The organism is Pseudomonas sp. NUPR-001 (assembly GCF_052147955.1).
Taxonomy (GTDB): domain Bacteria; phylum Pseudomonadota; class Gammaproteobacteria; order Pseudomonadales; family Pseudomonadaceae; genus Aquipseudomonas.
Map to the genome: position 1 here is coordinate 1 of NZ_CP197353.1, position 20,862 is coordinate 20,862.

15 protein-coding genes are annotated in these 20,862 nt (G+C 59.9%); 11 read left to right on the forward strand and 4 right to left on the reverse strand.

Translation table 11 applies throughout. From position 1 onward, the window contains the following. The 7 genes from dnaA (at window position 1) to ACP6KB_RS00035 (ending at window position 10,557) form a co-directional block, all read left to right on the forward strand. Window positions 1–1,521 carry a chromosomal replication initiator protein DnaA gene (gene dnaA, locus ACP6KB_RS00005; RefSeq protein WP_442111073.1) on the forward strand — a complete coding sequence of 507 codons (1,521 nt, stop codon included), beginning with the start codon at window positions 1–3 and terminating at the stop codon, window positions 1,519–1,521. Window positions 1,522–1,560: 39 nt separating this feature from the next. Continuing rightward, window positions 1,561–2,664 carry a DNA polymerase III subunit beta gene (gene dnaN, locus ACP6KB_RS00010; protein ID WP_442111075.1) on the forward strand — a complete coding sequence of 368 codons (1,104 nt, stop codon included), beginning with the start codon at window positions 1,561–1,563 and terminating at the stop codon, window positions 2,662–2,664. A gap of 19 nt (window positions 2,665–2,683) precedes the next feature. After that, complete coding sequence (gene recF / locus ACP6KB_RS00015) at window positions 2,684–3,787, forward strand: DNA replication/repair protein RecF (protein ID WP_157190617.1); 1,104 nt, start codon at window positions 2,684–2,686, stop codon at window positions 3,785–3,787. 4 nt (window positions 3,788–3,791) lie between these two features. Beyond that, window positions 3,792–6,209 (forward strand): DNA topoisomerase (ATP-hydrolyzing) subunit B, encoded by a 2,418-nt coding sequence (gyrB, locus tag ACP6KB_RS00020; RefSeq protein ID WP_442111077.1) that lies wholly within the window; start codon window positions 3,792–3,794, stop codon window positions 6,207–6,209. A gap of 369 nt (window positions 6,210–6,578) precedes the next feature. Beyond that, window positions 6,579–7,064, forward strand: coding sequence for a sigma-70 family RNA polymerase sigma factor (locus ACP6KB_RS00025; protein ID WP_442114395.1), 486 nt, complete (start codon window positions 6,579–6,581; stop codon window positions 7,062–7,064). Next, on the forward strand, window positions 7,061–8,002 hold the full coding sequence (locus ACP6KB_RS00030; RefSeq protein WP_442111079.1) for a FecR domain-containing protein: 942 nt from the start codon (window positions 7,061–7,063) through the stop codon (window positions 8,000–8,002). The genes ACP6KB_RS00025 and ACP6KB_RS00030 overlap by 4 nt, the downstream gene beginning before the upstream one ends. 86 nt (window positions 8,003–8,088) lie before the next feature. Next, the gene (locus ACP6KB_RS00035; protein WP_442111081.1) at window positions 8,089–10,557 is read left to right on the forward strand and encodes a TonB-dependent siderophore receptor; all 2,469 of its coding nucleotides are present in this window, start codon (window positions 8,089–8,091) and stop codon (window positions 10,555–10,557) included. Between the two features lie 355 nt (window positions 10,558–10,912). Here the strand turns inward: ACP6KB_RS00035 and ACP6KB_RS00040 are convergent, their stop codons facing one another. The 3 genes from ACP6KB_RS00040 to ACP6KB_RS00050 form a co-directional block, all read right to left on the reverse strand. Next, window positions 10,913–11,791: a DUF2950 domain-containing protein gene (locus ACP6KB_RS00040; RefSeq protein ID WP_442111083.1), complete on the reverse strand. Its 879-nt coding sequence runs from the start codon at window positions 11,789–11,791 to the stop codon at window positions 10,913–10,915. A gap of 14 nt (window positions 11,792–11,805) precedes the next feature. Beyond that, entirely contained in the window at window positions 11,806–13,347 is a 1,542-nt protein-coding gene (locus tag ACP6KB_RS00045) for a DUF3300 domain-containing protein (RefSeq protein WP_442111085.1), read from the reverse strand. Window positions 13,348–13,560: 213 nt separating this feature from the next. Beyond that, the gene (locus tag ACP6KB_RS00050; RefSeq protein ID WP_442114396.1) at window positions 13,561–14,856 is read right to left on the reverse strand and encodes a sigma-54 interaction domain-containing protein; all 1,296 of its coding nucleotides are present in this window, start codon (window positions 14,854–14,856) and stop codon (window positions 13,561–13,563) included. Window positions 14,857–15,124: 268 nt separating this feature from the next. On the opposite strand from ACP6KB_RS00050, the gene ACP6KB_RS00055 reads away from it, so the two are divergent. Genes ACP6KB_RS00055 through ACP6KB_RS00065 form a run of 3 tightly spaced genes read left to right on the forward strand, consistent with a single transcriptional unit; the run spans window position 15,125 to window position 18,133 of the window. Beyond that, window positions 15,125–16,009 (forward strand): MBL fold metallo-hydrolase, encoded by an 885-nt coding sequence (locus ACP6KB_RS00055; protein WP_442111087.1) that lies wholly within the window; start codon window positions 15,125–15,127, stop codon window positions 16,007–16,009. A 37-nt stretch (window positions 16,010–16,046) separates the two neighbouring features. Further along, window positions 16,047–17,318 carry an NAD(P)/FAD-dependent oxidoreductase gene (locus ACP6KB_RS00060; RefSeq protein WP_442111089.1) on the forward strand — a complete coding sequence of 424 codons (1,272 nt, stop codon included), beginning with the start codon at window positions 16,047–16,049 and terminating at the stop codon, window positions 17,316–17,318. Beyond that, complete coding sequence (locus ACP6KB_RS00065) at window positions 17,315–18,133, forward strand: sulfite exporter TauE/SafE family protein (RefSeq protein ID WP_442111091.1); 819 nt, start codon at window positions 17,315–17,317, stop codon at window positions 18,131–18,133. Before ACP6KB_RS00060 ends, ACP6KB_RS00065 begins: the two co-directional genes overlap by 4 nt. Window positions 18,134–18,136: 3 nt before the next feature. On the opposite strand, the gene ACP6KB_RS00070 is transcribed toward ACP6KB_RS00065, so the two are convergent. Beyond that, complete coding sequence (locus ACP6KB_RS00070) at window positions 18,137–19,024, reverse strand: LysR family transcriptional regulator (protein ID WP_442111093.1); 888 nt, start codon at window positions 19,022–19,024, stop codon at window positions 18,137–18,139. 137 nt (window positions 19,025–19,161) lie between these two features. Between ACP6KB_RS00070 and ACP6KB_RS00075 the strand changes: the two genes are divergently transcribed. Further along, window positions 19,162–20,811: a GMC family oxidoreductase gene (locus tag ACP6KB_RS00075; protein WP_442111095.1), complete on the forward strand. Its 1,650-nt coding sequence runs from the start codon at window positions 19,162–19,164 to the stop codon at window positions 20,809–20,811. Window positions 20,812–20,862 lie beyond the last annotated feature (51 nt).

The following is a 20,862-nucleotide window of genomic DNA, read 5'->3' on the forward strand; positions in this document are numbered from 1 at the left end:
GTGTCAGTGGAACTTTGGCAGCAGTGCGTGGAGCTTCTGCGCGATGAACTGCCTGCCCAGCAATTCAACACCTGGATCCGTCCGCTACAGGTCGAAGCCGAAGGCGACGAGTTGCGCGTCTACGCGCCTAACCGTTTCGTGCTTGATTGGGTTAATGAAAAGTACCTGAGCCGACTGCTCGAACTGTTGGGTGAGCACGGCAACGGCATTGCGCCTGCCCTTTCCTTATTAATAGGTAGCCGCCGTAGTTCGGCACCCCGTGCTGCGCCCAATGCGCCGTTGGCTGCTGCGGTGGCAGCGTCGCAAGCACAGGCTGCACAAGCGGCGGTGGTCAATGAGCCCGTTGCTGCACCGACTGCCGCGGTGGCTCCGGTCGCAGCGGAACCAGAGCAAGCGCCTTCGCGTGACAGCTTTGACGCCATGGGGGAGTCCAATACTGCTCCAGCACCGAGTGGCCGTACCGAACAGCGTACTGTTCAGGTTGAAGGTGCGCTCAAGCACACCAGCTACCTGAACCGCACCTTCACGTTCGAAAACTTTGTCGAAGGTAAGTCCAACCAGCTGGCGCGAGCTGCTGCCTGGCAGGTTGCCGACAACCCTAAGCATGGTTACAACCCGCTGTTCCTTTATGGCGGTGTAGGCCTTGGTAAAACGCACTTGATGCATGCTGTGGGTAACCACCTGCTCAAGAAGAACCCGAATGCCAAAGTGGTCTACCTGCATTCGGAGCGTTTCGTTGCCGACATGGTCAAGGCGTTGCAGCTCAATGCCATCAACGAGTTCAAGCGCTTCTACCGTTCGGTGGATGCGCTGCTGATCGATGACATTCAATTCTTCGCCCGCAAAGAGCGTTCCCAGGAAGAGTTTTTCCACACCTTCAACGCCCTGCTCGAAGGCGGCCAGCAAGTCATTCTGACCAGCGACCGCTATCCGAAAGAGATCGAAGGCCTGGAAGAACGGCTGAAGTCGCGCTTTGGCTGGGGCCTGACCGTTGCGGTCGAGCCACCGGAACTGGAAACCCGCGTCGCGATTCTGATGAAGAAGGCCGACCAGGCTAAAGTAGAGCTGCCCCATGATGCCGCCTTCTTTATTGCCCAACGTATTCGCTCCAACGTCCGTGAACTTGAAGGCGCATTGAAGCGTGTAATCGCCCATTCGCACTTCATGGGCCGTGACATCACCATCGAGCTGATTCGCGAATCGCTCAAGGATCTTCTGGCACTGCAGGACAAGCTGGTGAGTGTGGATAACATTCAGCGCACCGTTGCCGAGTACTACAAGATCAAGATCTCTGATCTGTTGTCCAAGCGCCGCTCACGTTCGGTCGCTCGGCCACGTCAGGTAGCCATGGCACTGTCCAAGGAACTGACCAACCACAGCCTGCCGGAAATCGGCGATGTGTTTGGCGGCCGCGATCACACCACGGTGTTGCATGCGTGCCGCAAGATCAACGAGCTCAAGGAATCCGACGCGGATATCCGCGAGGACTACAAGAACCTGCTGCGGACTCTGACGACGTGATTGGCGTCAGCGCAGCTTATTAAGGCAAGGGACTAGACCATGCATTTCACCATTCAACGCGAAGCCCTGTTGAAACCCCTGCAACTGGTCGCAGGCGTCGTCGAGCGCCGCCAGACCTTGCCGGTATTGTCCAACGTAATGCTGGTTGTTCAGGGTCAGCAGCTTTCACTGACCGGTACTGACCTGGAAGTGGAACTGGTTGGCCGTGTTCAACTGGAAGAGCCTGCCGAGCCGGGCGAGATCACCGTACCTGCACGCAAGCTGATGGATATCTGCAAAAGCTTGCCAAACGACGCGCTGATCGACATCAAGCTCGATGAGCAAAAGATCGTCGTCAAGGCTGGGCGTAGCCGTTTCACCCTGTCGACCCTGCCGGCCAACGACTTCCCGACCGTTGAAGAAGGCCCGGGCTCGCTGACCTGCAACCTTGAGCAAAGCCGTCTGCGCCGCCTGATCGAGCGCACCAGCTTCGCCATGGCCCAGCAAGATGTGCGTTACTACCTCAACGGTATGCTGCTGGAAGTCTCCAGCAACACCCTGCGTGCCGTGGCTACCGACGGTCACCGTCTGGCCATGTGCTCGATGAGTGCCGACATTGGTCAGGCCGACCGTCACCAGGTCATCGTGCCGCGCAAGGGCATCCTTGAGCTGGCGCGTCTGTTGACCGAGCCTGATGGCATGGTCAGCATCGTGCTGGGACAACACCACATCCGCGCCACTACCGGTGAATTCACCTTCACCTCGAAGCTGGTCGATGGCAAGTTCCCGGACTACGAGCGCGTGCTGCCTAAAGGTGGTGACAAGCTGGTAGTCGGTGATCGTCAGGCACTGCGCGAAGCGTTCAGCCGTACGGCGATTCTGTCCAACGAGAAGTACCGCGGTATTCGTCTGCAGCTGGCCAATGCTCAGCTGAAAATCCAGGCAAACAACCCGGAGCAGGAAGAAGCGGAAGAAGAAATCAGCGTCGACTACAACGGTAGCTCGCTGGAAATCGGCTTCAACGTCAGCTATTTGCTCGACGTGCTGGGCGTTATGACCACTGAGCAAGTTCGTCTGATTCTGTCGGATTCCAACAGCAGTGCGCTGCTGCAGGAAGCTGACAACGACGACTCCGCTTATGTTGTCATGCCGATGCGCCTGTAACGTGTTCAGCAGACGCTAGATGTCCCTCAGTCGCGTTTCAGTCACCGCGGTGCGTAACCTGCACCCGGTGACCTTCTCTCCCTCTCCCCGCATCAATATCCTGTACGGCGCCAACGGCAGCGGCAAAACCAGTGTGCTGGAAGCCGTGCACCTGTTGGGGCTGGCTCGCTCCTTCCGCAGTACCCGCCTGACACCGGTCATTCAGTATGAGCAACTGGCGTGTACCGTATTCGGTCAGGTCGAACTGAGTGAAGGTGGCAGCAGTAACCTGGGGATATCGCGGGATCGGCAAGGTGAGTTCACCATCCGCATCGACGGGCAGAATGCTCGCAGTGCTGCGCAACTGGCAGAGATTCTGCCGCTGCAGTTGATCAACCCGGACAGCTTTCGCCTGCTTGAAGGCGCCCCGAAAATTCGCCGTCAGTTCCTCGATTGGGGCGTGTTCCACGTGGAACCGCGCTTCATGGCTACCTGGCAACGCCTGCAGAAGGCTTTGCGGCAGCGGAACTCATGGTTGCGGCATGGTACACTTGACGCTGTTTCGCAAGCGGCCTGGGACCGGGAACTGTGCCTGGCCAGCGCTGAAATAGATGAATACCGCCGAAATTACATCAAGGCCTTGAAGCCAGTCTTTGAGCGAACCCTGAGCGATTTGGTCGAGCTTGAAGGGCTAACCCTGAGCTATTACCGAGGCTGGGATAAGGATAGAGAACTCAGTGAAGTACTCGCCTCTTCCTTGCAACGAGATCAGCACATGGGCCATACCCAGGCCGGACCTCAACGTGCTGATTTACGCCTGAGACTCGGTGCACATAACGCGGCCGATATCTTGTCTCGAGGCCAGCAGAAGCTTGTGGTCTGCGCATTGCGTATCGCTCAGGGGCACCTGGTTAGCCAGGCTCGACGCGGCCAATGTATTTATCTGGTGGATGACTTGCCGTCCGAGTTGGACGAGCAGCATCGCCGCGCACTGTGTCGCTTGCTGGAAGACTTACGCTGCCAGGTGTTTATCACCTGTGTAGATCACGAATTATTGAGGGAAGGCTGGCAGACGGAAACGCCAGTTGCTTTGTTCCACGTGGAACAGGGCCGTATCACCCAGACCCACGACCATCGGGAGTGAAGGCATGAGCGAAAATCAAACGTACGACTCCTCCAGCATTAAGGTGCTGAAAGGGCTAGATGCCGTGCGCAAGCGTCCCGGTATGTACATTGGCGACACCGATGATGGTAGCGGCCTGCACCACATGGTGTTCGAGGTGCTCGATAACTCGATCGACGAAGCACTCGCCGGCCACTGTGATGACATTACCGTAATCATTCACCCGGACGAATCCATCAGCGTTCGCGACAACGGTCGCGGCATTCCTGTCGACGTGCACAAAGAGGAAGGCGTATCTGCCGCCGAGGTCATCATGACCGTTCTGCACGCTGGCGGTAAGTTTGACGACAACTCCTACAAAGTATCCGGTGGTCTCCACGGTGTAGGTGTGTCTGTGGTTAACGCCCTGTCCGAAGAACTGATCCTGACCGTTCGCCGCAGCGGCAAGATCTGGGAACAGACTTACGTTCATGGCGTTCCCAAAGCGCCGATGGCCATCGTGGGTGACAGTGAAACCACGGGTACCCAAATCCATTTCAAACCGTCGGCCGAAACCTTCAAGAACATCCACTTCAGCTGGGACATTCTGGCCAAGCGGATTCGTGAACTGTCTTTCCTTAACTCGGGCGTCGGCATCCTGCTGAAGGACGAGCGCTCGGGCAAAGAAGAGTACTTCAAGTACGAGGGCGGTCTGCGTGCGTTCGTTGAGTTCCTGAACACCAACAAGACCCCGGTCAACCAGGTGTTCCACTTCAGCGTTCAGCGTGAAGACGGCGTGGGCGTGGAAATCGCCCTGCAGTGGAACGACAGCTTCAACGAGAACCTGTTGTGCTTCACCAACAACATCCCGCAGCGCGACGGTGGTACCCACCTGGTCGGTTTCCGTTCGGCATTGACCCGGAACCTGAACAACTACATTGAGCAGGAAGGTCTGGCCAAGAAGAACAAGGTTGCGACCACCGGTGACGATGCCCGTGAAGGTCTGACCGCGATTATTTCGGTCAAGGTACCGGATCCTAAGTTCAGCTCGCAGACCAAAGACAAACTGGTTTCCTCGGAAGTGAAAACCGCCGTGGAACAGGAGATGGGCAAGTACTTCTCCGACTTCCTGCTGGAAAACCCGAACGAAGCCAAAGCCGTTGTCGGCAAAATGATCGACGCTGCGCGCGCCCGTGAAGCTGCACGTAAAGCGCGGGAAATGACCCGTCGTAAAGGTGCGCTGGATATCGCCGGCCTGCCAGGCAAACTGGCCGACTGCCAAGAGAAAGACCCTGCCCTCTCTGAACTGTACCTGGTGGAGGGTGACTCCGCAGGTGGTTCGGCCAAGCAAGGTCGTAACCGTAAGACCCAGGCCATCCTGCCGCTCAAGGGTAAGATCCTCAACGTCGAGAAAGCACGTTTCGACAAGATGATCTCGTCCCAGGAAGTGGGCACCCTGATCACCGCGCTGGGCTGTGGTATCGGTCGCGAAGAGTACAACATCGACAAGCTGCGTTATCACAACATCATCATCATGACCGATGCTGACGTTGACGGTTCGCACATCCGTACCCTGCTGCTGACCTTCTTCTTCCGTCAGTTGCCAGAGCTGGTCGAGCGTGGCTACATCTACATCGCTCAGCCGCCGCTGTACAAGGTCAAGAAAGGTAAGCAAGAGCAGTACATCAAAGACGACGAGGCCATGGAAGAGTACATGACCCAGTCGGCGTTGGAAGATGCCAGCCTGCACCTGGACGAATCGGCACCGCCTGTTTCCGGCGTTGAGCTGGAGCGCTTGGTTAACGAATTCCGTACAGTGATGAAGACCCTCAAGCGTCTGTCGCGTCTGTACCCTCAAGAGCTGACCGAGCACTTCGTCTACCTGCCACCGGTTTCTCTGGAGCAGTTGGGCGACCATGCTGCCATGCAGCAGTGGTTGGGCAAGTTCGAAGAGCGTCTGCGCATCAGCGAGAAGTCGGGCCTGCTGTACAAGGCCAGCCTGCGTGAAGACAAAGAGCGTAATGTCTGGCTGCCGGAAGTGGAAATCACCTCCCATGGCCTGGCCAGCTACGTCACCTTCAACCGTGACTTCTTCGGCAGTAACGACTACCGCACCGTCACCGCCCTGGGCGCACAACTGAGCACTCTGCTCGGCGAAGGTGCCTACGTGCAACGTGGTGAGCGCAAGAAGGCTGTCACTGAGTTCAAGGAAGCCCTCGACTGGTTGATGACCGAAAGCACCAAGCGTCACACCATCCAGCGCTATAAAGGTCTGGGTGAAATGAACCCTGATCAGCTGTGGGAAACCACCATGGACCCAACCGTGCGCCGTATGCTTAAGGTCACCATTGAAGACGCGATCGCTGCCGATCAGATCTTCAATACCTTGATGGGCGATGCGGTTGAGCCACGTCGTGAGTTCATTGAGAGCAACGCGCTGGCGGTGTCTAACCTGGACTTCTGATCCGCTTGTAGGGGTGCAGAAAAGGTGACCGGATTGTCATAAAGATGACCGGCCGCCTCTGACTCCCACCGTGACCCAGTTACCACGAAGCCCGCGAAAGCGGGCTTTTTGCGTCAAAGCAGGTGAGCGAAGGTGCAACCAAACTCAATGCAGGATTGCCATGGGAAGCCTTCAGCTATGAGTAGTTTTCCCCGGACATTAGTGACGCGGAGCGTGGGAACGCGTCCCCACAAACCTCTGCGTCGGCACAGTACCACGGCGCAATTGCCATCACCTTGGCCATCCGAATACAATCGCGATTAATTCTTATCCGCATCGTTTTTTTGTAAAAGGAAGATCCGGGTGTCCCGCGCCTCGCTGCACGATGAAATGCACTGCCTCTATCGCGATCACGCCGGCTGGCTGCAAGGCTGGCTGCGCAAACGCTTGGGTGATCGGCAGCGTGCGGAGGACATTTCTCATGACACCTTCGTCCGCCTGATCGCCTCCACCGTGGCTTGTCCATTGCGCGAGCCGCGCAGCTTTCTGGCGACCGTGGCCAAGCGGGTGATGGTCGATCATCTGCGTCGGCGTAGCCTGGAGCAGGCCTATCTGGAGGCCCTGGCGCAGGAGCCGGAACTGCAGGTGTGCTCGCCGGAAAAGCGCCTGCTGATGCTGGAAACCCTGCTGCAACTCGACGCCATGCTCGATGGCCTCGGCCTCAAGGTGCGCCAGGCGTTTCTGTTCGCGCAACTGGAAGGCCTGAGCTATGCCGAGATCGCCCGGCGTCTGGATGTTTCCGTCAGTTCGGTGACCAAGTACATGGCCAAGGCCACCGAACAGTGCCTGCTGTTCGCCCTGGATGCCGAAGGATGAACAATCCCGCCGAACAGCGCCTGGCGCTGCGTGATGCGGCCCAATGGCACGCGCGCCTCGGCGCCGCGCCGGATTGCCGGAGCACCCAGCAGCAATGGCAGCTCTGGCACCAACAGAACGCTTTGCACCAATGGGCCTGGCAGCGCCTGGAAAACCTACAGGCTGAACTCCACGGTTTGCCGGGGCCGTTGGCGCGTCGCGCCATGGGCGGGAGCGTGCAGGCGACTCGGCGCACGCTACTCAAGGGGCTAGTACTCGGCCTGGGCGTTTCCGGCCTGGCCTGGACGGGCTATCGGCAGACGCCGATCTGGCTTGCCGATCAACGCACCGCCACCGGCGAGCGACGCAGCCTGACCCTGCCGGACGGCACCCGGCTGACCCTCAATACCGCCAGCGCGGTGGATATCCGTTTCGACGCCGAACAGCGGCTGATCATCCTGCGTGCCGGTGAAATCCTCATCGAGACGGCCAAGGACTCGCGCCCGTTCAAGGTGCGCAGCGCCCATGGCGAGATGCGCTCGTTGGGCACGCGTTTTAACGTGCGTCAGTATGAAGATCGCACCTCACTCAGTGTGCTGGAGCATGCCGTTGCCGTGCGTAACGCCCCGGGCCGTGAAGAAGTCCGTGTCGAGAGCGGCATGGGGCTCGACTTCGCCGCTGGCGCATTGGCCGCCCCGCACCCTATCGATACCAATCTGAGCGCCTGGAGCCAAGGGCGCCTGGTGATCGATGACTGGCGCCTGGATCGCACCCTGGCCGAATTGCAGCGCTACCGTCCTGGTGTTATCACGTGTGCCGATGAGATCGCCGGCCTGCGTCTGGCCGGCGCCTACCCGCTGGACGATACCGACCGCGCCTTGACCGTCATCGCCCAGGCGCTGCCGGTGCGCATCGAAACCCGTACCCGCTACTGGGTGAGCATCAAAGCGCGCAAGTGAAAATATTTTTCATTATCGATTGTCGGTTTTCCAATCTCGCTCGACCTCTCCTGCAAACCGCCTTACCGGCATTTGAAGGAGCCCTCATGTCGCATATCCACCAGCACACAAGAAAGCCTCTGGCCATCGCCATCCTCGGCACCACCCTGGCCCTGCACGCTGGCTTTATCCAGCCGCTGTTGAGCGACGCCAGCAAGGTCCATGCTGAAGAGGCGGTAAAGGCCTACGCCATCGCTGCTGGCACCCTGGGCTCGGTGCTCAGCCGTTTCGCCAACGAGGCGGGTGTCGTGCTGTCGTTCGATGCCGCGTTGACTAATGGCATGAGCAGTCAGGGTCTGCAGGGCAACTACAGCGTGGAGCAGGGGTTCGCGCATTTGCTCATGGGCAGTGGCTTGCAAGTGGTGCCAAGTGCAGGCGGCAACTACAGTCTTCAACCCGTTGGTGATGCGCTCACTCTCGCCCCCAGCACCGTTTCCGCTCCGGCGAACTTTGAAAGCGCCTGGGGTCCGGTAGACGGCTACATTGCCCGCCGAACCGCCACGGGAACCAAGACAGACACTTCAATGCTGGAAGCCCCCCAGGCCATCTCGGTGGTGACCCGCGAGCAAATGGAGGATATGGGTGTACAGCGCCTTGACCAGGCGCTGCGCTACACCTCGGGTGTTCGCTCCGACGGCGGCGGCGCCAGCAACGCCGCCGACAACATCTTCCTGCGTGGCTATGCCATCTCGCTCACATACCGCGATGGTCTGCGTCTGCGACCACTGGGCTTCTTCGGCATGTTCAGCGAAGAGCCGTACGGCATCGAGCGCATCGAAGTGCTCAAGGGCCCGAGCTCTGTCCTCTACGGCCAGGCGGAGCCGGGCGGCATGATCAACTCGATTTCCAAGCGCCCCACCGACTATGACCGTGGCGAGATCGGTGTTTCCGTGGGTAATGGCCACCGTCGCCAGGCCAAGTTCGACGTGAGCGGCGCGCTGAACGACGAAAAGACCCTGATGTACCGCCTGGTCGGCTTAGGCCGTGAGGCCGATGGCCTGTACGACCACACCGATGACGATCGCGGTTACATCGCACCCAGCTTCACCTGGCGCCCCGGCGACCAGACCCACCTGACCGTATTGGCGTCGTACCAGAAGAACAAGGGTCTGGCCCCAACCACCATTCCCTGGGCCGCCGTCAACGGCTCCAGCCCCTACGGCAAGGTACCCATGGGCCGCTTCGTCGGCGAGCCGGACTTCGACTTCGAGGAAGTTGAAAGCACCTCGCTTGGCTACGAGTTCAGCCATGAGTTCAACGATACCTGGGCCGTGCGCCAGAATGTGCGCTGGGCCGATTTCGACAATCAGGAGAATTATCTGGCACGTTCCTTCGGTGCCAGTGCGACCGGTCTGATCACCGGCCCCGACGGGGTTCCCGGCGCCTCAATCAACCGCGAGTGGCAGATCCGCCACGCCTACGGCAGCCACTTGGCACTGGACAACCAGTTGCAGGCCAGCTTCGATACAGGCCCGATTGCTCACACCGCGCTGTTTGGTATCGATTACAGCTGGAGCAAGTCGGTGCGAAACGAGCGCTGGGGCCGTGCCACACCGATCAACGTGTTCGATCCGTCCTACGGGAGCCCGGTTGACACCTCGGTTAACACCAGTTGGGTCAACAACCTGCAGCGCACCACCCAGATTGGCTACTACTTTCAGGATCAGCTCAAATGGGATCGCTGGGTGCTGACCGTGGGCGGCCGCGAGGATCGCGCACGCATCCGCACCGAAAATCGCTTCACCGACAGCGAAACGGCCGATCAGGACTGGCATGACTTCACTGGCCGTGCAGGCCTGGTTTACCTGTTCGACAGTGGCTTTGCGCCGTACGTCAGCTACAGCGAGTCGTTCAACCCGGTCGTCGGCTCCACCGGCCCAGCCCGTGGCAGCAAGCCTTTCGAGCCAGAAACCGCCAAGCAGTATGAAGTGGGCGTGCGCTACCAACCGCCAGGCACGGATACCCAGATCACCTTGTCGGCGTACGACCTGACCAAACAAAACACGGTCACTACCGATCCGAACGACCTGTTCAACAGCATCCAGACCGGCGAGATTCGCTCGAAAGGGATAGAGCTGGAAGCCATCACCACCGTGATGGACGACCTGAAACTGATCGGATCGCTGTCCTACAGCGACGTAAAAGTGACCAAGAGCAACGACGGCAACGAAGACAAGCGCCCATACAAGGTTCCTGCCAAACTGGCCTCGCTGTGGGCTGACTACGCCATCCCGTTCGACCCGCTGCAGGGCCTGAGCGTCGGTCTTGGCGTGCGCTACACCGGCTGGACCTTTGGCGACAGCATGAACACCTTCAAGGTACCGTCCTACACCCTGTATGACGCCGCCGTGCGTTACGAGCTTGGCAATCTCGACCCGAGCCTGCGTGGGGCCCAAGCCTCCATCAACGTCAATAACCTGACCAACAAGTACTACGTCGCCACATGCTTCTTCTACCAAGCGTGCAACCTGGGCGAAGAACGCAGCGTAGTCGCCGAACTTTCCTATAAGTGGTAAATCCCCTCTGTCACCAATCCCCTGCCTGACGCAGGGGGCTTCTTGCCCGTTGATCGTTCCCAAAATCGAAACTGGTCAGCAGCGAAAGATCGTTTTCGATCCTCACAATGGCTCCATCTGTTTGTTCCACGTGGAACCCAATATTGTGAGAACTCCCAGTTAAGGACTCGCAGAAAAGATGACTTCCCCCCCGTTTTGTTAGGGCCTTCGAATCATCTATCTGGTGACCCCACATCAGCGACTCTAGGCGTCACCCATAAAAAAGCCCGCTAACGCGGGCTTTTTCATTGTAGGAGCGGGCTTGCCCCGCGATACGGTGTGGCTGACACACCGCAATCGCGGGGCAAGCCCGCTCCTACTCTTCTTTCACTTCGTTCCAACTGCTGTCGGGGTCGAAACGCTTAATGGCAGCTGCTTGTTTGGTGCTATCTGGGCCGAGGTCTTTCTCGAACAGTTCGCCGTCGTGGCTGATCATGAAACTCATCACGCCAGTGTCCCCATACTTCGTCGGCCAGGCGATTACGGCAAAGCCGCGAGTCATGTGGCCGCCGATTTTGTAGTCATAGGCGCCGCCGGGTGCCGAGGGGCCTTGGGCGGTGAGGATGCGGTAGTGATAGCCGTGCCAGTCATCACCCACTGCGGCATCGCCAAACAGTGGCCCGAGTGGGCTTTCCTCGATGCCCTCCTTCTCAGGCCAGTACAGACCGTCGAACTGCCCGTCGCTACTGATGAATTTTTGCGCGTATTCGAGGACACCATCGCCATTACGATCAACCTCGGCGTAATCCATCTGCGCGTCGTGGTAGGCACGCACTGATTGAATGGTCGCCAGTTCGTTGCGTCCGATCCGGCGCAGGCGGATTTCCGCAGCGCCGGCTTTGGTGTCGAATGTCCAACCGCCAGCAACCTGCTTGATGGGCATCGGGAATACCCAGGGCGTGTTGCCGACGACCAGATGTGCCAGCTTCGGGTTATCGGACTGAATCTGATGTTTTTCCTTGTAGAGGGAAAGGAAGGCTTTGACGTCTGCACGGTCAACGCTTTTGCTGGGGATGTAACTTCTCCAGTCTTTGCCGAGCAGGTTGGCCAATTGTTGCTCATCGGCTTTCTCGTTACTGAGCGCCTGCACCAGCGCTTCGCTGGCAGCCTCCGGGGTTGGAAAGTGTTTTTGCGCGTAGCTGCCGGACGTCCAGAGCAGGAGCAGAACCAGCACAAATCGACTTGCAGTATTCATGACTGACTCTCCTCTCAACGACGACGGGCGCCACCGCCGGATTGCGCCCGCACGGGTCGTTGCACCTGGTGGCCCGTTCGCGCCGCAGAAGGTCGGTTGATGCTCTGGTGACTGACCTGGCCACGGTTGCTCGCGATGCGGGACTGCGAAGGATTGCGTACACCGGCCAACGCATTGTTGCGCGGTGCCTGAATGCTGGCATGTTGCTGGCGGACTTGTTGGCGTGCTTGCTGGTTGCGCACCGACGGCTGATGCTGGCGACTTTGCTGGGATACCTGAGCACGCTGGCGCACCTGACCGTCATTTTTCAATTGGCGCTCGGCAACCTGGGCACGCTCACGTGCGCCGCCGCCGGACTGCTCAATGCCGTGCTTCTGCAGGGTTTGCTGGGCGCGCTCACGGTCGGCACTTTGCACACGTTGGCGCGCTTCGAGGTTGCTGCTTGCCGGTGATTCGATGCCCCGCTGCGTCAGGCTTTCACGGGCGCGCGCGCGTTCTGCGACACGGTCCGGGGTGTCGCCGCGGTATGCAGTGCGCTGTTCGCTACCGGGCAGGCGTCGATCGAATTGGGCGCGGCTGGCCTGGTCGCGGTACGGTACGCCGTCGCGATACACCGGGTTGTGGCGCCAGGTGTTCTGGTTGGCATTGATCCTGCGATTGTCGTTGATATTGTTGTAGCGATTTACATTGATATCGACGTCATGATCATCCCAGTCGCAATCCCCCCACAGCGAGTTGACGATCGCCACGCCAGCACCGAAAGCCAGGCCGGTGGCCAACGCCGTGCCGATGGCATAGCCCGGTGACGGCGGGTAATACGCAGGTGGCGAGGACGGATAGGGCCAACTGCCGTACGCCACTTGCGGGTTGTAGCTCGGCACGTAGACGACCTGCGGGTTGGTCGGCTGGATCACGATGGTTTGTGCTGGCGCAGGCGCTTGTACCACCGTGGTGGTATTGGCTGCGGGGGCGCTTGCCGGCTGCACGATGACGGTCTGCTTATCATTGGATTCCAGGTTACCCGCAGCTTTGGCTTTTGCGCGCAAGCGCTGCACTGAATTCATCACCGCGTCGGGTTGGGCGAGAAACGCATCACCCACGCGCTGCACCCAGGCCGGATCCTGGCCAAGCGTATCGAGCACCTGCGGAAAGGCCACCAACGACTGCACGCTTGGGTCCCAAGGTTGGTCGGCGACCTGTTTGACGGCGGCATCACCGCTGACCTTCGGGTGTGCCTTGGACCAGGCCACCGCGTCGGCAACATTGCCCGGATAGGTGGTGGCCATCAGCACCTGCGCCAGCAAAGCGTCCGGATACAACGCCAAGGGCGCCATCATCTGATCAAGCTGCTCGGCGCTGAACACCGCCTCACTTGGCGCTGCAGGCGCAGCTGGAGCCGGCGCTGGAGCGGGTGCAGCCGGTGCGGCTGGGGCTTCGGTTGTGGCGGCTGGGGGCGGCGGGGCCGCTTTCTTGGATTGCGCATCTTCATCGGAACAACCCGAGAGCGCGAGCAGGGCGACGGTGAGCAGAATCGCCCGGTAAAAGCAGGCAAACATGACGATGCTCCTCTGGGAGAAATGTCAGGATCGAACGTCGGCACCCTGACACCCAATGGGCCACCGACTCAGCAAGCAACGCTCGGAAGACCCTGCGCCGCGAGTGAGCAGTATCAGCGTAGAAGAAAAAATGCCTTGCCGGCTGACTGCGATCAGTTCCCGCCTATGTTTCACGTGGAACCTATTGACGGAGCTCCCGGGTCATCTGTGGGATCAAAGCCCCAGTTCGCGTAGGCGGCGATAAAGCGTTCGCTCACTCATGCCAAGGTGCTGTGCCAGTGCACTGCGCGGACCGTCGAAGTTCTGCAGAGCCTGGGCCAACTGTCCGAGGTTATCCCTGTTGCGCCGCCGCCCGGAAGCCGATGACTCCCCTGCCCCATTTCTCAGTTCTGCAGGCAGATGCTCGGCACGGATGACGCCGTCGTCGGCGAACAATCGGGCTCGCTCAAGGATGTTGCGCAGCTCGCGGATGTTGCCGGGAAAGCTGTGCAGCCCGAGCAGTGTCAGTACTTCACGATCGACCTTGGGGGCTGACTTTCCGGCCAACCGTTGCAACAAGCTGTCGATCAGCAGCGGCAAATCATCGACCCGCTCGCGCAGAGACGGTAAGCGAATCGGGAAGCCGCTGATGCGGTAATAGAGGTCTTCACGAAAGGTGCCTGCCGCGACCATTTCCTTGAGGGGTTTATGCGTGGCTGAGACCAAGCGGAAATCTGAGTGGACAGTACGCAGGCTGCCGACGGGGCGAAAGCTGCCCGACTCGATCAGGCGTAGCAGTTTCACCTGCATCGCCAGTGGGACTTCGCCGATCTCATCGAGAAACAAGGTACCGCCGTGGGCGGCTTCGGCGAGGCCGATCTTGCGTTGCAGTGCCCCGGTGAAGGCGCCTTTCTCGTAACCGAACAGCTCACTCTCGAACAGCGACTCCGTTAGCCCTGTGCAGTCGACGACTACAAGCGGGCCATTGGCGCGAGGGCTACCCAGGTGTAAGGCACGGGCGAAGAGTTCTTTCCCAGTGCCCGACTCACCCTGTAGTAGCACCGGGATCTGTGCTGGCGCTGCTCGTTGCAGTCCGGACAACGACTCTTTGAACGCTGCAGAGCGTCCTACCAAGCCTTGCTGTTGTGGTTGGGCTGACGCCACTGCGATGCTGGTAAGGCGCTCGACAAAGGCCACCACTTCACCCTGCTGATCCAGAATCGGGCGCAGCTCAACATCAACGTGTTCAGGTCCGCGTGGTGTGTGATGAACATGCAGCACCCGCTCGGGGGTGCGGCTGTCCCAGGCCTTGCGCATCGGACACAATTCACCGGCCTGATCGCAGGGCACCGCGTAGTGGTGGGAAACCCGATGACATTTACCACCGAGCGGTGGCTGTCCTTCTACCCCGAACTGGCGTTGGTAGGCCGCGTTCGCAGCGAGGATGTTGTAGTCGGTGTCGAGCACGATGGTGGGTTGCGCGTCGTGTTCGAGGTAGGACACCAGCGCCTGGATGGCGGGTTCGGGAATATTTGGCGAAGAATAAGACATAAGGCACCAGGGGAAGCACCTGAGCAGCTTAACTGAAGGCGAGAGGACTGCCAAAAACTGCCAGGGACTGCCATGGTCTGACAGACAGTGCGGCAGTTTTAGGCAGGGGCAGCGTTTCGCAGTCAGTAAACACGGCATTTCAGGGCAGGAATTCGCTGCAGGGTCGATGGCACGCATCTTGATAAAAGCCTGACCAATGCGCACAAGGCTCGATGCCTGGGCACAAGGAACCATCTGGAGAGCGGTAATGATCATCGGCGGCAATTTGTATGTGGAAGCGCTGTTCGACAGTGTGACTTCAACCATCAGCTATCTGGTGATGGACCGTGGCAGCGGCCACTGTGCACTGATCGACAGCGTGCTCGACTACGATCCCAAATCAGGACGCACCAACAGCGCATCGGCAGATCAGTTGGTCACTAGGGTCAACGAGCTGGGTGGCAAGGTGCAGTGGATTCTGGAAACCCATGTGCATGCTGATCACTTGTCGGCGGCGGCCTACCTCAAGCAGGCCCTTGGTGGCCAAATCGCAATCGGCAGCCAGATCACCCAGGTGCAGAAAGTCTTCGGCGCCCTATTCAATGCCGACAGTGGCTTTGCCCGCGATGGCAGCCAGTTCGATGTGCTGTTCGAGGATGAACAGCCCTTCACCATCGGCAACTTGCAGGCCCGTGCCCTGCACACGCCGGGGCACACTCCAGCGTGCATGACCTACGTGGTGGAAGTCGGTGAGCACAGCATCGCCTTTGTCGGCGACACCTTGTTCATGCCGGACTACGGCACGGCCCGTTGCGATTTCCCAGGCGCCAGCGCCCGCACCTTGTATCGCTCGATCCAGCGCATCCTTGCCCTCCCCGCTGATACCCGGTTGTTCATGTGCCATGACTACCTGCCCGGTGGCCGCGAGCTGCGCTACATGACCAGCGTGGCGGAGCAGCGCGCCAACAATATTCATGTGCGCGAAGGCATCAGCGAGGACAGCTTTGTTGCCATGCGCGAAGCCCGCGATGCCACCCTCGACATGCCGGTGCTGATTTTGCCGTCAGTGCAGATCAACATGCGCAGCGGCCAGCTCCCCGAGCCTGAAGACAACGGCGTGCGTTACCTGAAAATTCCACTCAACGCACTCTGAGCTCCACCCAGAATTATTATTAAAGGAATACCTTGCCATGCCTGCTCACGCCACATCGCCGCAAGGCGATCATCACAAGATCCTGATTGTCGGCGCGGGGGCTGCCGGTATCGCTGTGGCTTCAAGCCTGATGCGTCGCGACCCGTCACTGGACATTGCCCTGATCGATCCGGCCGACACCCATTACTATCAACCCGGCTGGACCATGGTCGGCGCGGGCGTCTTCAATGCGCCGAGCACAGCCAGAAGCATGGCCTCGACCATTCCGCGCGGCGTTCACTGGATCAAGGCTCGGGTCGAACGCTTTGATCCTCATGCACAAGCGCTGACGCTGGATGACGGACGTGTGCTCAGCTATGAGCAGTTGGTGGTGTGCCCGGGGCTCAAGCTCGACTGGACTGCCATTGAAGGTCTGAGCGAAACCCTCGGGCGCAATGGCGTGACCTCCAACTATCGCTATGACCTGGCCCCTTACACCTGGCAGCTGGTGCAGAACCTGCGTAAAGGCCGTGCAGTGTTTTGCCAGCCGCCGATGCCGATCAAATGTGCCGGTGCGCCGCAGAAGGCGCTGTACCTGTCATGTGATCACTGGTTGCGTCAGGGGCGTCTGGGCAAGATCCAGGCGCAGTTCTTCAATGCGGGTGCCGTGCTGTTCGGGGTGGCGGACTATGTCCCGGCGCTGATGGAATACATTGATAAATATGCGGTGGACCTGCGCTATGCCCATCGCCTGGTTGCCGTCGATGGCCCTGGCAAGCAAGCCACCTTCGTGCGAACCCTGGCAGACGGCAGCACTGAAACGCTGACTCAATCTTTCGATATGCTGCATGTCGTCCCACCGCAAGTGCCTGCCGATTTCATCCGTAATAGCCCGCTGGCAGACACCGCTGGCTGGATTGATGTTGATCCGGCGACGCTTCGACATCGTCAGTTCGCCAACATCCATGCCCTGGGTGACGGTATCAATACCACCAATGCCAAAACTGCCGCGGCGGCGCGCAAGCAGGCACCGGTGGTGGCCAACAACGTGTTGGTTGCGCTGGGCCGATTGCCGAAGCCGGTGCACTACGATGGTTATGGCTCCTGCCCGTTGACCGTCGAGCGCGGCAAGATCGTGCTTGCCGAGTTCAGCTACGGCGGTAAGCTGGCACCGAGCTTTCCGCGCTGGTTGCTCGATGGCCGTCGCCCTACGCGTCTGGCCTGGTTGCTCAAAGCGCAGATCCTGCCGCCGTTGTACTGGCGCTGCATGCTCAAAGGACGTGAATGGTTGGCTAAACCTCAGCCGGCAGCGGTCGAGGCGCAGCAGTGATCGAACAACCCTTTCTCGCTGCTGGATTGGGCGCAATCATTGGTGCAGTGCTGGCGTTGACTGGTGCGGGTGGCGGCATTCTTGCGGTTCCGCTGCTGGTTTTCGGCCTGGGCTTGTCGATGGTCGAAGCGGCGCCGGTCGGCCTACTTGCCGTGGGCATGGCCGCTGCGGTTGGCGCGGTGTTGGGGTTGCGCCAGGGCGTGGTGCGCTATCGAGCGGCGGCGTTTGTGGCGCTGATCGGTATCGCTACTGCTCCACTAGGCCTGACGCTGGCGCATCAACTGCCCAATGCGCCATTGGCCTTGGCCTTCGCAGTGGTGCTGGTGTATGCCTGCGCTCGCATGCTGCTCAAGGCGCATCGGGAGCTGCGTGGCGAGCCGCCGCTGGGTAAGCGCATGGTCATGCCGTGTGTGCTCAATCCTTTGCAAGGACGCCTGCGCTGGACGTTGCCTTGTGCGCGGGCGTTGGCCTTCACCGGTGCCTTGTCCGGGCTGCTCTCCGGTTTGCTGGGCGTGGGCGGCGGCTTTGTGATCATCCCGGCGCTCAGCCGTTATACCAACCTGGACATGAAAAGCATTGTTGCCACGTCACTGGCGGTGATTGCCCTGGTGTCCACCGGTAGTGTGGTCAGCGCCAGCGTCGGAGGCGTGATGCACTGGAGTGTGGGCGCACCCTTTGCTGGCGGTGCGGTGGTAGGGCTATTGGTCGCCCGGCAATTTGCCGGGCGCTTGGCTGGCCCGCGCCTGCAGCAGCTGTTCGCCGTCGTTGGCATCTGTGCGGCAGTGCTGCTAACCATTAAAACCCTGAGCGCTTGAGCTTTACTCCGCCAGCAAGGCGCCCTGCTCTTGCGCGCACAAGGCCAGGAGAAAGTCCCAGACCACCCGCAAGCGCACTGACTTGTGCAGTTCGCGGCGGGTGCAGATCCAGTAGCTGCGCTGGATGGTTTCACTGGGCAGCACGCGTACCAGCGCCGGGTCGTGGCGGGCCATGTAGTTGGGTAGCACGGCAATGCCCAGCCCCGCGCGGGCGGCCTGTTGCTGGGCAATCACACTGGTGCTGCGAAACACCACGTTGGGCGCCCGGCAAAAGCTGTTGAGAAACAACAGTTCCTGGCTGAACAGCAGGTCGTCGACGTAGCCGATCCAGCTGTGCCGGGCGAGGTCTTCGCGACACTCCAGTGCTGGCGCCTTGGCCAGGTATTCGGGGCTGGCATACAGCGCCAAGCGGTAATCGGTGAGCTTGCGGGTGATCAGTAAATCAGCGTTGGGCCGTTCCAGGTGGATGCTGATTTCTGCCTCACGGTTGAGGATGCTGACGAAGCGCGGCACAGCGACCAGCTCCACCTCCAACCCCGGGTAGCGTTCGAACAGGCTGCTCATGCGCGGAGTGAAGAACATGATGCCAATACCTTCGGTAACGCCTAGCCGGATCTTGCCTAACGGGGTGATGGCCTGGGTGATTTCTTCCTGGGCCAGTAGGGCGACGTTTTCCATGGCTTCAGCATGTTTGAGCAGCGCCTGGCCAGAGGGCGTCAGCTCGTAGCCTTGGGCATGCTGGACGAACAAGGCGGTGCCCAGGCTCTGCTCGATATTGTCGATATGCCGGGCCACGGTGCTATGGGTGGTGTTCAGGCGCTTGGCCGCTGTCAGCAAGCGTCCACTGCGCTGCAACTCGAGAAAAAACCGCAGATCATTCCAGTCGAACATGCTTATCCTTGTGAATCAGGTGTTCACAGACGTTGTGTTAAAACGCACAGCACTTGAGTGAAATCTAACGTTTTCATCTCGAAATTAATCAATAACATGGAGCAGGACAAGAATAATAATCAGGCGCGAGGTTGCCCATGCCATCAGCCGATCCTGTCTACGACTTTGTGGTTGTCGGTGCCGGCCCTGCCGGGTGCCTGCTGGCCAATCGTTTGTCTGCCGACCCCGGCTGTCGAGTCTTGTTGCTTGAAGCGGGCGGTAAAGACAACTACCCCTGGATTCACATCCCGGTGGGTTACCTGTATTGCATTGGTAATCCGCGCACCGACTGGTGCTTCAAGACTGAAACTCAACCTGGCCTGAACGGGCGCGCCTTGGGTTATCCACGGGGCAAAGTGCTGGGTGGCTGCTCTTCGATCAACGGCATGATCTACATGCGCGGCCAGGCCAGTGACTATGACCGCTGGGCCGAGCAAGGTAACGCCGGTTGGGCCTGGAAAGACGTACTGCCGCTGTTCAAGGCCAGCGAACATCACTTCGCCGGTGCCAGCGATGTGCATGGCAATCAAGGCGAGTGGCGGGTCGAACAGCAACGTTATTCCTGGCCGATCCTCGATGCTTTTCGTGACGCGGCCGCCCAGAGCGGTATCGACAGCGTCGCTGATTTCAACGGTGGGGATAACCAGGGCTGTGGATACTTTCAGGTCAACCAGCGTTCCGGGGTTCGCTGGAATTCGGCCAAGGCCTTTCTTCGCCCGGTGCGTAACCGTCCCAACCTCACGGTGCTGACCGATGTATTGGTCGATCAGGTGATCCTCGACGGCGGTCGCGCCAGTGCGGTGAACGCGCGCTGGCAAGGTACATGGCAGCAATTCAGGGCCCGCCGCGAAATCATCCTCTGCGCAGGTTCGGTGGGTTCACCCGGCATCCTGCAACGCTCGGGAATCGGTCCGCGTGGTTTGCTTGAAGGCCTGGGGATAACTGTTCGGCATGAACTACCAGGCGTGGGTGGCAACCTGCAGGATCACCTGCAACTGCGGCTGATTTATCAAGTCAGCGGCGCACGCACCCTTAACCAGGTGGCTAACAGCGTGTGGGGCAAGCTGGGCATGGGCCTGCGCTACCTGTACGACCGCAGCGGCCCGCTGGCCATGGCGCCGAGCCAGTTAGGCGCGTTTGTCCGCTCCGGGCCGGAACAGGCCTCCGCCAACCTGCAATACCATGTGCAGCCGCTGTCACTGGAGCGCTTCGGCGAGCCACTCCATCGCTTCCCAGCCTTTACCGCATCGGTGTGCAACCTGCGCCCAGCCAGTCGCGGACGCATCGATATCCGTTCGGCCAACCCGGCTGACGCGCCGCTGATTGATCCCAACTACCTGAGCGACCCGGAAGATCTGCGGGTTGCCGCCCAGGCCATTCGTCTTACTCGCAAAATCGTTCAGGCCCCTGCCCTCGCGGCCTTCAACCCGCGTGAATACCTGCCGGGGGCTGCGCTGCAAAGCGAAGAACAATTGCATGAAGCTGCCGGCCAGATCGGCACCACGATTTTCCATCCGGTGGGTACCTGCCGCATGGGCAGTGGGCCGCTGGCGGTGGTCGACGAGCAGCTGCGCGTGCATGGCATACCGGGGCTGCGCATCGCTGATGCGTCGATCATGCCGCAGATTGTCTCCGGCAATACCTGCTCACCTACCTTGATGATTGCCGAAAAGGCGGCACAACTGATCACCCGGGGAATGTTATCCACAGCTCGGACCGAAGAAGAAAGCGCAATACCGACGCCCTGACCAGGGTGCGTGCAGTAACGACGCCGGAGGCAGTCTGCCGGCGTCGACAGT

Excerpts from the sequence above, each read along its gene's own strand:
- dnaN (WP_442111075.1), top strand. The coding sequence starts at position 1,561 with ATGCATTTCACCATTCAACGCGAAGCCCTGTTGAAACCCCTGCAACTG.
- recF (WP_157190617.1), top strand. The coding sequence starts at position 2,684 with ATGTCCCTCAGTCGCGTTTCAGTCACCGCGGTGCGTAACCTGCACCCG.
- gyrB (WP_442111077.1), top strand. The coding sequence starts at position 3,792 with ATGAGCGAAAATCAAACGTACGACTCCTCCAGCATTAAGGTGCTGAAA.
- ACP6KB_RS00025 (WP_442114395.1), top strand. The coding sequence starts at position 6,579 with ATGCACTGCCTCTATCGCGATCACGCCGGCTGGCTGCAAGGCTGGCTG.
- ACP6KB_RS00030 (WP_442111079.1), top strand. The coding sequence starts at position 7,061 with ATGAACAATCCCGCCGAACAGCGCCTGGCGCTGCGTGATGCGGCCCAA.
- ACP6KB_RS00035 (WP_442111081.1), top strand. The coding sequence starts at position 8,089 with ATGTCGCATATCCACCAGCACACAAGAAAGCCTCTGGCCATCGCCATC.
- ACP6KB_RS00040 (WP_442111083.1), bottom strand. The coding sequence starts at position 11,791 with ATGAATACTGCAAGTCGATTTGTGCTGGTTCTGCTCCTGCTCTGGACG.
- ACP6KB_RS00045 (WP_442111085.1), bottom strand. The coding sequence starts at position 13,347 with ATGTTTGCCTGCTTTTACCGGGCGATTCTGCTCACCGTCGCCCTGCTC.
- ACP6KB_RS00055 (WP_442111087.1), top strand. The coding sequence starts at position 15,125 with ATGATCATCGGCGGCAATTTGTATGTGGAAGCGCTGTTCGACAGTGTG.
- ACP6KB_RS00060 (WP_442111089.1), top strand. The coding sequence starts at position 16,047 with ATGCCTGCTCACGCCACATCGCCGCAAGGCGATCATCACAAGATCCTG.
- ACP6KB_RS00070 (WP_442111093.1), bottom strand. The coding sequence starts at position 19,024 with ATGTTCGACTGGAATGATCTGCGGTTTTTTCTCGAGTTGCAGCGCAGT.
- ACP6KB_RS00075 (WP_442111095.1), top strand. The coding sequence starts at position 19,162 with ATGCCATCAGCCGATCCTGTCTACGACTTTGTGGTTGTCGGTGCCGGC.